Below are 14,478 nucleotides of genomic sequence, written 5' to 3' on the forward strand. Positions count from 1 at the left end.
CCTCTAGCGCGGAGCAGGCATATCCTGGCTGGTGATGGGCGAGAGCATGCTGGCAGCGCGACTTTACCGGACCGGCGACATCCGGGTGGCTGATGAGCCGGTGCCCGCGGCCGATGCCGGCGAGACCCTGGTGCGGGTCACCGCGGTCGGGATCTGCGGGTCCGATCTGCACTGGTGGACCGAAGGCGGCATCGGCGACGCGACGCTGGCGCATCCGCTCGTCCTCGGGCACGAGGGCGCCGGCGAGATCGCGGCCGGGCCGCGCCGCGGGCAGCGGGTCGCGATCGACCCGGCCATCCCGTGCGAGGAGTGCCGCGCCTGCCGTGACGGCTACCGGAACTTGTGCTACCGGATCAGGTTCGCCGGGCACGGCGGGACCGACGGCATGCTGCGCCAGCTCATGCCGTGGCCGGACCGCCTGCTGCACCCGCTGCCTGACGAGGTCGGCGACGCCGCCGGGGCGATGCTCGAACCGCTCGGCGTCGCGCTGCACGCGCTGGACCTCGGGCATGTGCGGTTCGGCGGGCGAACGGCGGTGGTCGGCTGCGGGCCGATCGGGCTGCTGCTCGTTCAGCTGCTGCGGGCCGCCGGGGCGAGCCGGGTCCTCGCCGTCGAGCCGCTGGCGCACCGCCGCCAGGCGGCGGGCATGTGCGGCGCGGACGAGATCTCGACGCCCGCGGATGGCCTGTCGGCGTACGGAGCCGACGTCGCGTTCGAAATGGCCGGGAACGACGAGGCCGTGCGGCGGGCCATGGAATCCGTGCGGCCGGGCGGGCGGGTGGTGCTCGGCGGCATACCGGACGCGGACATGACGACGTTTCCCGCGTCGCTCGCGCGCCGCAAAGGGCTGACGATCGCCATGGTGCGGCGCATGAACGACGTGTACCCCCGCGCGATCGGCCTTGCCGCGCGGGGCGTCGTGTCCCTGGACCCGCTGCTGTCCCGGCAGGCACCGCTCACCGATGTGGCCGATGCCTTCGCCGCCGCCCAGCGGCGGACTGGGCTCAAGGTGATCGTCACGCCGTGAACCGCGGCGCCCGCGGTGCGGGCCGCACTGCGGGCCAGGCCGACCGCGGGACCGAACGGTAGCGTTACCGGCATCAACGTGGGATATAGTTTTTTTCAACCATTGAGAGAACGGCCGGGACACTGGCGTGCTGGCGGCGGGCTAACTGGAGGCGGCGTGTCGGCGACCGCAGATCCGCAGGCATGGCGGCCCGTGATGGCGGACGTCGCACGGCTGGCAGGCGTCTCGCATCAGACCGTCTCCCGGGTGCTGAACGGCCACCCGAACGTCAGTCCGGCGACCAAGGCCGATGTCCTCGCGGCCATCCGCGACCTCGGCTACCGGCCGAACATCGCGGCCCGTACCCTGGTCACAGGCAAGACCAACGTGCTTGGCGTGGTCAGCTTCGATACCACGCTGTATGGCCCGGCTTCCATGCTCTACGGCATCGAGCGCGCGGCGCATCCGGGGTACTTCGTCGCGGTCGCCAGCCTGTCTGCCCTCGACCGGTGGTCGCTGGCCCAGGCGGTGGACCGGTTCCTCGGCCAGGCCGTCGCGGGAATCATCGTGATCGCGTCGCAGAGCGACGCGGTCGAGACGCTGGCCGGGCTGGCGCCGACCGTTCCGCTGGTGGCAGTGGGCTGCGGCACCAACGCGCCGCTGCCGTCAGTCAAGATCGACAACGTGGCCGGCGCCGTGCTGGCAACCCAGCACCTCCTTGACCTGGGTCACCGGACCGTGCACCAGATCGCCGGACCGGACAGCTGGCTTGACGGCAGGCACCGGGTCGACGGCTGGCGGCAGGCGCTGCACGCGGCAGGGGCGCCGGAACCGGAGGTGCTCCGCGGCGACTGGTCGGCGCGGTCCGGGTACGAGATCGGACTTGAGCTTGCCACCCGCCCGGACGTGACCGCCGTGTTCTGCGCGAACGATTCGATGGCGCTCGGATTCCTCCGCGCGGCCGCGGAGCGCGGTCGCCGCGTGCCGCGGGACATCAGCGTGGTCGGGTTCGACGACCTCCCCGAGGCCGGCTACTTCTGGCCGCCGCTCACCACGGTGCGGCAGGACTTCGGCGCGCTTGGCGAGCAGGCGCTGCACCTGCTGATAGGCCAGATCACGGTCGACGCGGGCACCAAGCCGTCGCCCTCGCCGATGATGCCGCACCTCGTCGTGCGTTTCAGTTCGGCTCCGCCGCCCCGCGGTTAGCCGCGACGCCCGCCACGCCCGCCACGCCCGCGACCGCCGCCCCCGCGGTCGGCCGGTATGGCATCGGCCGCCGGGAGGGCGGAGAATGCGGGATGTGAACGCTAACATCTGCCACCCGGATGCCTGCGTGGTCGGCGTTGACTTCGGCACCCTGTCCGGACGCGCCCTGGTTGTCCGCGTGGCCGACGGCGCGGAACTGGGCACCGCCGTCCATGAGTACCGGCACGGCGTCATGGACGCCGCGCTAGCGGCCACCGGCCGCCCGCTGCCGCCCGACTGGGCGCTGCAGGACCCCGCGGATTACCTGGATGTGCTGCGGACGGCAGTCCCCGCGGCAGTGGCCGAGGCTGGCATCGCCGCGGCCCAGGTCATCGGCATCGCCACGGACTTCACCGCCTGCACGGTGCTGCCCGTGCTCGCCGACGGGACGCCACTGTGTGAGTTCGCCGGGCTGGCGGACCGGCCGCATGCGTATCCGAAGCTCTGGAAGCACCACGCCAGCCAGCCCCAGGCGGACCGCATCAACGAGCTGGCCCGCTCCCGCGGCGAGCCGTGGCTCGCCAGGTACGGCGGGAAGATCTCGGCCGAATGGCAGTTCGCGAAGGCGCTGCAACTCCTCGAGGAGGACCCGGACGTCTACGGGCTCGCCCGGCGGTGGATCGAGGCGGCGGACTGGATCATCTGGCAGCTGACCGGCGTCGAGACCAGGAACGCGTGCACCGCCGGGTACAAGGGCATCTTCCAGGACGGGCGCTATCCGTCCCGTGGCTTCCTTGCGGCGCTCAACCCCGGCTTCGCCGGATTCGCCGACGACAAGCTCGCGCACCCGATCCTCGCGCTGGGCAGCCGGGCCGGGGCGCTCGCCGCGCGCGCGGCGAGCTGGACCGGCCTGCCCGAGGGAATCGCCGTCGCGGTCGGCAACGTAGACGCGCACGTGACCCCGCCAGCGGCGAACGCGCTCGCCCCCGGTCAGCTGGTGGCCATCATGGGCACCTCCAACTGCCACGTGATGAACGCCGGCGTGCTTGCCGAGGTGCCGGGCATGTGCGGGGCGGTCGACGGCGGGATCGTCGCCGGGTCGTGGGGCTACGAGGCCGGGCAAACCGGGGTCGGCGACATCTTCGCCTGGTTCGCCGACCACGCCGTGCCGCCGGAGTACCACGCCGCGGCGGCCGGCCGCGGGCTTACCGTGCACGAGCTGCTGTCGGAGCAGGCGGCGGGCCAGCCGCCGGGCGCGTCCGGCCTGATCGCCCTGGACTGGCTGAACGGGAACCGCAGCGTGCTTGTCGACCATCGCCTGTCCGGCGCGATCGTCGGCCTCACCCTGGCCACCCGCGCGCCGGACATATACCGGTCGCTCGTGGAGGCAACGGCCTTCGGCACGCGGGTGATCGTCGACGCCTTCGAGGCGGCCGGCCTGCCGGTCACCGAGCTGGTCGTGGCCGGCGGGCTGATGCGGAATGAGTTCCTCATGCAGATCTACTCCGACGTGACCAGGAGGCCGCTGCACCTGGTCGAGTCGGCCCAGGCGCCCGCGCTCGGTTCCGCGATTCACGCGGCCGTGGCCGCGGGCGCCTACCCCGATGTGCCGGCCGCGGCGGCGGCCATGGGACGCACGACCGGGGTCGCCTACACCCCCGACCCGCGTGCCGCGGGCGTCTACGACCAGCTCTACGCCGAGTACGTCCTGCTGCACGACTACTTCGGCCGGGGCGCCAACGACGTCATGCACCGGCTCCGCGCCCTTCGTGACCGGGTGATCAGCCCCGGCCGCGCAGAAGACCGGGTGCGGCCATGACGGACGGCGCGGTCCTGGCGGACCCCGCCGTCAGCGCCGCCATCCGCGAGCTGCGGCACACCGTCGCCGAACTGCACACGGCCCTGGTCAGCAACGGACTGGTGGTGTGGACGTCAGGCAACGTGTCGGGCCGGGTGCCGGGCACCGACCTGCTGGTGATCAAGCCGAGCGGGGTCAGCTACGCCGACCTGACGCCGGACTCGATGGTCGTCTGCGACCTGGCCGGCGCCCGGGTTTCCGGCGAGCTGGCGCCGTCGAGCGACACCGCGTCGCATGCCTACATCTACCGGCACATGCCGCAGGTCGGGGGAGTGGTGCACACCCACTCCAGGTACGCGACCGCGTGGGCGGCCCGCGGCGAGCCGATCCCGTGCGTGCTGACCGCGATGGCCGATGAGTTCGGCGGCGAGATACCGCTCGGGCCGTTCGCGCCGATCGGCGGCGACGAGATCGGCCGCGCCGTGGTCGCGACGCTGTCCGGGCATCGCTCGCCGGCCGTGCTGCTGCGCAGTCACGGGGTGTTCACGGTAGGCCCCACCCCGCGCGACGCGGTGAAGGCGGCCGTCATGTGCGAGGACGCGGCCTGCACCGTCCACCTGGCCGCGAGCCGTGGTGAGCTCACCCCGCTGCCGCGGGACCAGATCGACGCCCTGTACCGCCGCTACCAGAACGAGTACGGCCAGCGCTAGGCCGAGCGCTGGCGCTGCTCCATGGCCCGCCGGTACTCGGCCACCACGATGTCGTTGAGTTCCTGCACCGAGGTGTCCTTGCTGGCCTTGTCCAGCGTGATCTGGCCGTGCTGCAGCAGGTTGATCCGGTCGCAGATCTCCAGCACCTGGCCGTAGTTGTGCGCGATCATGATGACCGACACGTCGCCCCGCTGTTTCAGGTCGCGGACCAGGTCCAGGATGATCGCCGCCTCCTTCGCGCCCATCGCGGCAAGCGGCTCGTCGAGCAGCAGGATCTTGGCGTTCGAGTAGACAGAACGCGCGACCGCGATCGCCTGCCGCTGCCCGCCGGACAGGCTGGCGACAGGGACGTCCACCGACGGGATGCTGATCCCCATTTCGTCGAGATACTGGCGTGCGATCGAGCGCATCGACCGGTTGTTCAGCAGCGGCCACCGGATGCGCTCACGCTTGAGGAAAATGTTGTGGTAGACGGTGAGCTGGTTGATCAGCGCGAGATCCTGGTAAACGACGTCGATGCCCAGCGCCCTGGCCTGGTCGACGGACTTGAGCACCACTTCGTGGCCGTTGACCACCAGCCGGCCGGAGTCGGGCGGCTGGAATCCGCAGATGATCTTGATCAGCGTCGACTTGCCCGCGCCGTTGTCGCCAAGCAGGCCGAGCACCTCGCCGCGGCCGAGCCGCAGGTTGATGTCCACGAGGGCGGTGACCGCGCCGAACCGCTTGGCGATGTGCTCGGCGCGCAGCACGTCGCCCCCGGGCGCCTGGCCGTCGCCGCCGGGCGCGGCCGGTCCCGGATCCAGCGGCTGTGACGTCATGACGTCCTCCCTCTCCCGCGCGCCCTGGCTAGCTGCACGTTCGCGACCATCGCGATGAGGATCGCGGCGCCGAACACGATCTGGACCGAGTTCGCGTTGATCCCCTCGACGTCGAAGCCGTCGATCAGGGTGGCCAGCGCGATCGCGCCGAGGAAGGCGCCGAGGATGGTGCCCGATCCGCCGAGCATCGCGGTGCCGCCGATGACGGCCGCGGTCACGCTGTAGAACATCGGCAGGTACTGGCCGGCCAGCGGGTCGATCGTGTTGGTGTAGAAGGCGACCTGGAGGCCGACGAGCGCGCTGAGCACGCCAGTGATCATGAAGTTGCCGTACTTGATCCGGCCCACGTTGATGCCCGCCTCGCGCGCCCCGAGCTGGTTGCCGCCGGTGGAGACCGTGTACAGGCCCCACCGCGTCCGGGTCAGCACGACGTGGAAGATCGCGACAAGGACGACGGCCCAGATGAACTGCGACCACGCGTCGGTGCCGAGCCACGACCCGATCGTGACGGTGGCGGGCGGGATGTCCTTGGGCTCGGCGTGCGACAAGGTGAGCGCCAGCCCGGCGAGGATGAACCCCGTGCCGAGCGTGGTGATGAACGACGGAACCCCGAGCGTGACCGTGAAGAAGCCGTTGACGAACCCGACCACCAGCCCGGAGAGCAGGGCGAGGATGATCGCCAGCACGGCCGGCACACCGTAGTACTCGTTCATGAAGAACATCACGAACGGCGCGAAGCAGTAGATAAAGCCGGCCGACAGGTCGATCTCGCCGCAGATCAGCAGCATCACCTCGCCGATGGCGATGATGATGATCGGCGCCGCGAGGGCCGAGAACAGGTCGACGGCGTTGGCCTGGGAGACGAAGCCGGAGGTGTCGTGGATGCCGAAGTACAGCAGCAGCGCGACCGCGACGACCAGGATCGTGGCCTCGCGCTGGCGGGTGAAGATGCCGAGCCACCCGCGCAGGATGTCGATCGTGGCGCTCTGCGGGCCGGGACCGCCGCCTGGCTCACCGATCAGCCTGCCGGTCTGCTGGGTTGTCTCGCTCACATCGGTTCTCCTCATCCGCTCAGTCGCGTGCCGACGGCGGGGGACTGGCCTGCCTGTCCGCAGGTACAGTCTCCCGCCGCCGGCTGTGCGCTCCCGTGCCCGGGGGCCCGGATGCGGCTTATGTCAGGTCAGCTGCTCGTGGTGGCGATCGGGTTCGAGATCGCGCCGGACGGCCGCGGCAGGTACTTCTCCGCGGTGCCCGAGCCCTGGTAGCGGCTGGCTAGGTTGTATTCGGCCAGGTTGCTCTTGGTGATGAAGCTCAGGCCGGTGTCGGTGTCCGGCGGGACGAGCGTACCGCCGGAGATGTTGTACAGGTACAGGTACAGGGTCGGCAGGAAGCCTTGCAGGTACGGGTCCTGGTAGATGGTGAAATCGGTGGTGCCGGCGGCGATGTTGGACAGCGTCAGCGGCTCGGTGTCGAAGCCGCCGTTGGGCAGGCCCGTGATCCCGGCCTTCGCGAGCGCCGGGGCGAGGAACGAGCTCGAGCCGCCGTCCACGGCGAACGCGCCCTTCAGGGTCGACTTGTGCCCGAGCAGGTAGGCCACCATGTTTCCTTCTTCGACGTCGGTGGCCGCGCCGGTCGCGATCTCGGCGACCGTGTAGCCGGCCGGCGTGAGCACCGCGGCGGCGCCGTCGTACCGCGGCTGGATGTTCGCCTGACCCGGGGTGGCGATGAAGATGACGACGTCGCCCGGGGTGGTGACCAGCGACTTGATCCGCTCGCCCAGCTGCTCGCCCGAGGTGTACAGCGCCTGGCCGACGTAGGCCAGCCGGTTGCAGCCGATGTCGGGCACGCCGTTGACGATGTCGCCGTCCGCGTTGTAGCTGAGCACGGGGATGCCCGCGCTCATCGCGTTCCCGACCGGGGTCGTGAACGAGGTGGAGTTGATCAGCGTCGTCGCGATTCCGGACGCATGAGCCGACACCGCGGCGTCAATCTGCGCGACCATCTGCGAGGCGATCGAGTTCGTCGAGCCGACCCAGTTCGGCGTCGGCAGCCCGAGCAGCTTGGCCGCATCGGCGAACCCGTACTGGGTCGGCACGAAGAAGCTGTTCGTGGTCACGTGGTTGACGAACCAGAAGTGCCACGACGGAACCGACGGGAACGGGTTGCTTGAGCTCACCGCGCCGGACGCGCTGCTCGACGAACTGCACGCGGTGAGCAGCGCTGACGCGGCGGCAGTCGCGCTGACCAGGCCGGTGCCGGCGAGCAGTCTTCGGCGGGTAGGGCCGTCTTTCATGTTGAGGGTCTCGATTGCCTCGTCGACCTTCGGGTCAACCTTGCCCATACGGACCTCCGGTTATCTATCGTTACCTAGTCACGCGCCGTTGCGCCTGGCCGACGCTGGCTCGGCCCGCGTTCACCATGCTGACCGCCGGGACGAACGGGGCTCTTCCGCCCATGCCGCGGGGTTCGCGCCGCCCTCCGAGCTAGGTGCATGCTTGCCTCTGTCTCCTGGGTGCCGCCCGGAAAGGCCCCAGGGCACCCGTGCGCGCCGGCCGCCGGCCCCGCCTGTCGGCAGGACCCGCGTCACGGCGCTGCAAGGCGCTCGCCAGGCCTAACGGGGCCGAACACGCCGCCGGTTGTGAGCGTTAACAACAGCCTCCTTGTGCAAGCTAAACCAGGATCTCCTCACTCGTCAACGGGACGAAAGTCCCAGGTGCTCGATTGCGGTTAACGTCTCGGTAACGTTAACGTCCCGCGACAAGACCGTGCCTTCCCGCCCGGCATCGGCGCACCAGCGGCAGGGGCGGCAGCCGGTCGCCGCCGTCGGCGAGAACACCGGCCGGCCGTCATCGGCCTGGCACCTGGGCGGTTTGCAGCGCGGCATTGACGAATGCGTTTTCCGTCGCCTGATCGCCTGCCTTTGCGCGGTCCGGATGGCGCTAAACCATGCCTTACGAGGGGGCTAAGCCAAGCAGCAGCTTCGGGTGGCCGCGGATAGGGGTGGCCGCGGGTGATTCGCGCCGCGCATGAGGCCGCAGGCTCACCTGACGCCGCATGACGACGGTCCCGCCCCCCGCGAGCGCCTTCGCCGGTAATTCGTCACGGCACGTCAGCGGCCATGGTTCAGTGCGCGGCTATCGACCGGCCGCACTGGCGGCCGGTCAGGGTTCCGCCGGCACGCAAATGGTCAGGCCTAGCGGAGCGCGGCGGCACTTATCGCGTCATAGCCGATAGCCTCGAGGCAGCACTGATCACGGGACCTGGCAATGCGGCGAATCGCCGCTGATTCGCCGCGATAGGGAAACGTGATTAACGGTAAGCTCCGTGCCCAGGCGCCTGAGGCACTCTTATCATCCGCGGCATGCCATTAGCGTTACCAACCGCGGTTAACGCATCAGGCGGCTCCCAATGGCGGGCCGCACTCGAAACCGCGGTGGCCGTCCGGACGGCCCGCCCGGCCGCAGCCGGACAGGCTCGGGCGGGCCGGACACGCCGGCCAGGCCGGGCGAAGCAGGGGATCTCGCTGTCCCTGGTTCGTGCCGCGTAGCCTAGGGCGCGGATCCGGGAAACTTCGCCAGGGGGCGGAGCGTATTGACTGCGACGGTTCCCGCCGCCGTATGTTGTTAGCGCTCACATCGGCGACCAAGGAGCGTGTGAATAATGCCCGCACCAGCCGCACTGGACAGCGCCGAGGCGCTGCATGGCCTTGAGGTCTGGTTCCTGACCGGAAGCCAGCATCTCTACGGCGATGAAACGCTCCGGCAGGTAGCGGAGCAGTCCCGGGAAATCGCCGGCGTGCTCGCGTCGTCGCCGGGCATTCCCGTGCGGGTGGTGTGGCAGCCGGTGCTGACCCGGCCGGAGGACATCAGGCGGGTGATGCTGGCGGCCAACGGCGATGATCGCGTGATCGGGGTGATCGCGTGGATGCACACGTTCAGCCCGGCCAAGATGTGGATCGCCGGGCTGGCGTCGCTGGACAAGCCGCTGCTGCACCTGCACACCCAGGCGAACGTGGCGCTGCCGTGGGCGGCGATCGACTTCGACTTCATGAACCTGAACCAGGCCGCGCACGGCGACAGGGAGTTCGGGTACATCCAGGCCCGGCTTGGGGTGCGGCGCAAGACCGTGGTTGGCCACGTGTCCGACCCGCGGGTGACAGCCCAGGTGGGCACGTGGACCCGCGCCGCTGCCGGCTGGGCCGCCACCCGCACGCTCAGGCTCGCCCGGTTCGGGGACAATATGCGCTTCGTGGCGGTGACCGAGGGCGACAAGACCGAGGCGGAAGCGGTGTTCGGCGTCCAGGTCAACACCTGGGGCGTCAACGACCTCGCCGCGGCCGTGGCCGAGGTGACCGAGGCGGAGATCGACGATCTCATCGCCGAATACGAGGAGCGGTACGACGTCGCGCCCGAGCTGCGGCCGGGCGGGGAGCGCCAGCAGTCGCTCCGCGACGGCGCGGCCATCGAGGCGGGCCTGCGCTCCTTCCTCGGGCAAGGGGGCTTCGGCGCGTTCACGACGAACTTCGAGGACCTGGGCGCGCTCAAGCAGCTTCCCGGGCTTGGCGTGCAGCGGCTGATGGCCGAAGGGTACGGGTTCGGCGCGGAAGGGGACTGGAAGACCGCCGTGCTCGTGCGGGCGGCCAAGGTGATGGGGGCGGGCCTGCCCGGCGGGGCGTCGCTGATGGAGGACTACACGTACGACCTGACGCCGGGCGATGAGCGGATCCTGGGCGCGCACATGCTCGAGGTGTGCCCGACGCTGACCGCGGGCAGGCCGCGGCTGGAGATCCACCCGCTGGCGATCGGGAACAGGCAAGACCCGGTGCGGCTGGTCTTCACCGCCGACCCGGGACCGGGCATCGTGGTGGCGCTGTCGGACATGCGGGACCGGTTCCGCATGGTCGCCAACGTGGTCGAGGTGGTGCCGCCTTCGCAGCCGCTGCCCAGGCTGCCGGTCGGGCGCGCGGTGTGGCGGCCGGCCCCGGACTTCCCGACCGCCGCGACGGCCTGGCTGCAGGCGGGCGGGGCGCATCACACGGTCATGTCGACCGCAGTGGGCGCCGAGGCCTTCGCGGACTATGCCAGGATGGCTGGCGTGGAACTGCTCGTCATCGACGAGGCGACGACCGTGCGGGCGTTCGAGAACGAGATCCGCTGGAACGCGGCCTATTACCGGCTGGCCGGCGGGATCTGATGCCATACCAGACGGCGCGCAAGACCAGCACGCACCTCGCCGACGGCAGGGAGCTCATCTATTTCGACTCAGCGGCCGCATCCGGCCGGGACCGCGCCGCCTATCCCGACACCAGGCCGCTTGGCAGCGGGCCCGCGCCGGGGGAGTCCCGCCTCGACCCGCTGCTCGGTGAGTGGGTCACGGTGGCAGGCAACCGGCAGGAGCGGCCGTACCACCCCGGCCCCGACGTGTGCCCGCTGTGCCCGTCCACGCCGCGGCGGCGCACCGAGATCCCCGCGCCCGACTACGAGGTGGTGGTGTTCGAGAACCGCTTCCCTTCGCTGGCGGGCGGCGGCCTGCCGGCGCGGGATTCGCTTGTCGGGCCGCTGCCGCACCTGCTGCGCGGCGGCGGCGGTCGCTGTGAGGTCGTCAGCTTCACCGACGACCACAACGCGACGTTCGCCGCGCTTGACGACGCCAGGGTCCTGCTGATCCTGGAGGCGTGGATCGACCGCACGGCCACCCTGTCCACGCTGCCCGGCATCGAGCAGGTGTACGTCTTCGAGAACTGCGGCGCGGAAATCGGGGTGACGATCAACCACCCGCACGGGCAGATCTACGCCTTCCCGTACCTGACCCCCAAGATGCGCTCGGTCGTGGCGGCAAGCGCGGACTACCTCGCGCGCACGGGTGAGAACCTGCACGACGCCGTGCTCTCCGCCGAGCTGGCCAGCGGCCGCGTCGTGTTCGAGAACGCCGAATGGGCCGCCTTCGTCCCGTTCGCCGCGCGCTGGCCCTACGAGGCGCACCTGTACCCCAAGCGGCGGGTGCCCGACTTCACCGCGCTCGACGACGCACAGCGGGCCGCGTTCCCCGCCGCGTACCTGGACCTGCTGCGGCGGTTCGTGCGCCTGTTCCCCGGATTGCCGCCTGCGTACATCGCCGCCTGGCATCAGGCACCCCCTGGCCCGCCGGGGGAGCGGCCGGGCGTGGCGCTGCACGCGGAGGTCTTCACGGTCCGCCGCGCCCCCGACAAGCTCAAGTACCTGGCCGGCACGGAGTCCGGCATGGGCGCCTTCATGGACGACATTCCGCCCGAGGTGGCGGCTGAAAGGCTGCGGGCGGCGACGGCATGACCGCCGCGGCACCGGCAAGGTCCGTCGCACAACAGGCCCTTGAACTGTTCAGAACGGCCGGGTTCTCCGCCCCCAGCGCACCGCCGGCCGGCGTGTGGGCGGCGCCAGGTCGGGTGAACGTGATCGGCGAGCACACCGACTACAACCAGGGGTTCGCGGCGCCGATGGCGATCGACCGCTATACGGCGGTCGCGGCCGCGCCGCGTTCTGATGGCCTGCTGCGCCTGCTCTCCGGCGCCGGCGCCTTCCGCGGCCCCGTCGCCGAAGTGCCGCTGCACGGGCTGTCCCCGGGAAGAACGCGCGGCTGGGTGTCGTACCCGGCGGGGGTGGCCTGGGCACTGCTTGAGGGCGGAGTGCTTGACCGCGGCTCGTTCGGCGGCGCGGACCTCGCGTTCGCCTCGGCCGTGCCGGTCGGCGCGGGCCTGTCCTCGTCGGCGGCAATCGAGTGCGCGACCGGCCTCGCGCTCGCCGCGCTGGCCGGCGCGGACCTGCCGCCCGCGATGCTGGCCCGCCTGGCGCAGCGCGCAGAGAACGCCTACGTGGGCGTGCCAAGCGGCCCGCTTGACCAGCTCACCGCGGCCTTCGGCGTCGCCGGCGCGGTCCTGTTCATCGACACCCGCTCCGGTGCGGTCACGCCCTACCCGTTTGACTTGCCGGCGGCGGGCCTGACCCTGCTTGTGCTCGACACGAAGGTCCACCACGACCTCGGCGCCTCCGGCTATCCGGACCGGCGGGCCGCGTGCGAGCGGGCCGCGCGGACGCTTGGCGTGCCCGCGCTGCGGGACCTGACGGTCGCGGACCTCTGCCGCGCCGAGCGGGAGCTCGACGAGCAGACGGCACGCCGGGTGCGGCACGTCGTCACCGAAGACGAGCGCGTGCTCAAGTTCGTCAGCCTGCTCGCCGCCGGTGACCTGTCCGGGCTGCGGCTGCGCGCGGCCGGAGAGCTGCTGACCGCCTCCCACCTCTCACTGCGCGACGACTACGAGGTCTCGAGCCCGGAGCTCGACGCCGTGGTCGCCGCGGCGCTGCGCGGCGGGGCTTACGGTGCGCGGATGACCGGCGGCGGATTCGGCGGCAGCGCGATCGCGCTGACCGCGACGGACCAGGCTGACGAGGTGGCCCAGGCGGTCCTGGCGGCGCTGCCCGGCGCGGACATCTTCCCCGCCGTGCCCGCCGGCAGCGCGTACCGGGTCTGCTGACCCGGGGTACCCCCGGCTAACCGAGCTGCCAGGCCGCGGCGTCCTCGCGCAGCGCGGCGTACTGCTCCCGCACGTGCGGCACCGGCACCGCCGTATAGATCCGCGCCGGGCGCGCGGGCCAGTCCGGCGGGGCGGCCGCCCCGCCGCCCGCGTCGCCTCCGCCCGTCGCCAGGCCCGCCAGCGCCCACGCGGCCTGCCGCGCCGCGCCGAGCGCGACGTACTCGGCGGGTTCCGGCACCGTGACCGGCACCCCGAACACGCCGGGCGCGATCGCCCGGATCGCCGCCGACCGCGCCGCGCCGCCGATCAGCACGACCCGCCCCGGGGTGATCCCGCAGGCCTCCAGGCGGTCGATCGCGTCGGCCAGCGAGCAGAGCACGGCCTCGACCGCCGCCCGCGCGAGGTTTTCCTGCGTCGCGTTGGCGGTGGTGAGCCCGCGCAGCACCCCGTTCGCCGTCGGCCGGTTCGGGGTGCGCTCGCCGTCGAGGTAGGGCAGCAGGGTCAGCCCGCCCGCCCCCGGGGCCGCGGCGAGCGCGAGGTCGGACAGGCCGGCCGCGGTTGTGCCCAGCATCCGCGCGGTGACGTCGAGCACGCGGGCCGCGTTGACCGTGGCCACAAGCGGCAGGAACCGCCCGGTCGCGTCGGCGAACCCGGCGACCGCGCCGGTGGGGTCGGCGGACGGCTTGGCGGTCACCGCGTAGGCGGTGCCTGACGTGCCGATCGACACCACCACGTCGTCGTCGGCGAGGCCGAGCCCGAGCGCCGCGCCCATGTTGTCCCCGGTGCCCGCCGACACCGCCGCGCCCCAGGACGTCCGGCCGGCGACCTCCGCGGGAGCGGCGACGCGGGGCAGCGCGACCGGCCTGCCGAGCGCGGCCTGCGCGTAAGCGGGCAGCCAGCTGTCGGACGCCGGGGAGAAGTAGCCGGTGCCCGAGGCGTCCCCGCGGTCCGTGGTGGGCTCGATGTCAACCCGCCCGCCGCGCAGGCGCCAGGTGAGCCAGTCGTGGGGGAGCAGCACGCTGCGCACCCGGCTCGCGTGTTCGGGTTCGTTCTCCGCGAGCCAGCGCAGCTTGGTGACGGTGAACGACATCGTGGGCACGCTGCCGGTGCGCGCCGCCCACTCCGCGGGCCCGCCGAGCTCGGCCACGAGTTCGCGCGCCTGCGGCGCGGACTTCACGTCGTTCCACAGCATGGCCGGGCGGATGACCTCGCCCGCTTCGTCGAGCACGACCATGCCGTGCTGCTGGGCCGCCACCCCGACCGCGTCCGCGCGGTCGAGCAGGTCACGTCCTGCCGTGCCGAGCGCCTGCCACCAGTGCTCGGGGTGGCACTCGGTGCCGTCGGGGTGCGGCGCCGATGCCTGCGCGACCACGGTCCCGTCTGCTGCCTCGCAGAGCAGGATCTTCGTGGACTGCGTGGAGGAGTCGATCCCTGCTACCAGCGGCACGAAACCG

General features: G+C 71.6%; 11 protein-coding genes. 7 read left to right on the forward strand and 4 right to left on the reverse strand.

Translation table 11 applies throughout. The annotated features are described in order from the left end of the window. The first annotated feature begins 34 nt into the window (after positions 1–34). The 4 genes from Q1N79_RS12750 (at position 35) to Q1N79_RS12765 (ending at position 4,699) form a co-directional block, all read left to right on the forward strand. A complete protein-coding gene (locus Q1N79_RS12750; RefSeq protein WP_300608668.1) occupies positions 35–1,027 on the forward strand; it encodes an alcohol dehydrogenase catalytic domain-containing protein in 993 nt (330 codons plus the stop codon). Positions 1,028–1,183: 156 nt separating this feature from the next. Then, positions 1,184–2,212, forward strand: coding sequence for a LacI family DNA-binding transcriptional regulator (locus tag Q1N79_RS12755; protein ID WP_300608670.1), 1,029 nt, complete (start codon positions 1,184–1,186; stop codon positions 2,210–2,212). Positions 2,213–2,297: 85 nt separating this feature from the next. Then, positions 2,298–4,010, forward strand: a complete 1,713-nt coding sequence (araB, locus tag Q1N79_RS12760; RefSeq protein ID WP_300608672.1) for a ribulokinase — start codon at positions 2,298–2,300, stop codon at positions 4,008–4,010. After that, a complete protein-coding gene (locus Q1N79_RS12765) occupies positions 4,007–4,699 on the forward strand; it encodes an L-ribulose-5-phosphate 4-epimerase (RefSeq protein ID WP_300608674.1) in 693 nt (230 codons plus the stop codon). Before araB ends, Q1N79_RS12765 begins: the two co-directional genes overlap by 4 nt. Here the strand turns inward: Q1N79_RS12765 and Q1N79_RS12770 are convergent. The 3 genes from Q1N79_RS12770 to Q1N79_RS12780 all read right to left on the reverse strand — a co-directional run bounded on the left by Q1N79_RS12770 (position 4,696) and on the right by Q1N79_RS12780 (position 7,858). After that, on the reverse strand, positions 4,696–5,517 hold the full coding sequence (locus tag Q1N79_RS12770; protein WP_300608676.1) for an ATP-binding cassette domain-containing protein: 822 nt from the start codon (positions 5,515–5,517) through the stop codon (positions 4,696–4,698). The two genes, Q1N79_RS12765 and Q1N79_RS12770, sit on opposite strands and share 4 nt — an antisense overlap. Beyond that, positions 5,514–6,569 (reverse strand): ABC transporter permease, encoded by a 1,056-nt coding sequence (locus tag Q1N79_RS12775; RefSeq protein ID WP_300608678.1) that lies wholly within the window; start codon positions 6,567–6,569, stop codon positions 5,514–5,516. The genes Q1N79_RS12770 and Q1N79_RS12775 overlap by 4 nt, the downstream gene beginning before the upstream one ends. A gap of 128 nt (positions 6,570–6,697) precedes the next feature. Further along, on the reverse strand, positions 6,698–7,858 hold the full coding sequence (locus Q1N79_RS12780) for a substrate-binding domain-containing protein (RefSeq protein WP_300608680.1): 1,161 nt from the start codon (positions 7,856–7,858) through the stop codon (positions 6,698–6,700). Positions 7,859–9,177: 1,319 nt separating this feature from the next. Here Q1N79_RS12780 and araA point away from each other — a divergent pair. The 3 genes from araA to galK all read left to right on the forward strand — a co-directional run bounded on the left by araA (position 9,178) and on the right by galK (position 13,024). Further along, positions 9,178–10,710, forward strand: a complete 1,533-nt coding sequence (gene araA / locus Q1N79_RS12785; RefSeq protein WP_300608682.1) for an L-arabinose isomerase — start codon at positions 9,178–9,180, stop codon at positions 10,708–10,710. Then, positions 10,710–11,825, forward strand: a complete 1,116-nt coding sequence (gene galT, locus Q1N79_RS12790; protein WP_300608684.1) for a galactose-1-phosphate uridylyltransferase — start codon at positions 10,710–10,712, stop codon at positions 11,823–11,825. Before araA ends, galT begins: the two co-directional genes overlap by 1 nt. A gap of 92 nt (positions 11,826–11,917) precedes the next feature. Then, a complete protein-coding gene (gene galK, locus Q1N79_RS12795) occupies positions 11,918–13,024 on the forward strand; it encodes a galactokinase (RefSeq protein WP_300608728.1) in 1,107 nt (368 codons plus the stop codon). A 16-nt stretch (positions 13,025–13,040) separates the two neighbouring features. On the opposite strand, the gene xylB is transcribed toward galK, so the two are convergent. Then, positions 13,041–14,471, reverse strand: coding sequence for a xylulokinase (xylB, locus tag Q1N79_RS12800; RefSeq protein ID WP_300608686.1), 1,431 nt, complete (start codon positions 14,469–14,471; stop codon positions 13,041–13,043). Positions 14,472–14,478: the final 7 nt, after the last annotated feature.

The organism is Trebonia sp., assembly GCF_030042015.1.
Lineage (GTDB): Bacteria > Actinomycetota > Actinomycetes > Streptosporangiales > Streptosporangiaceae > Trebonia.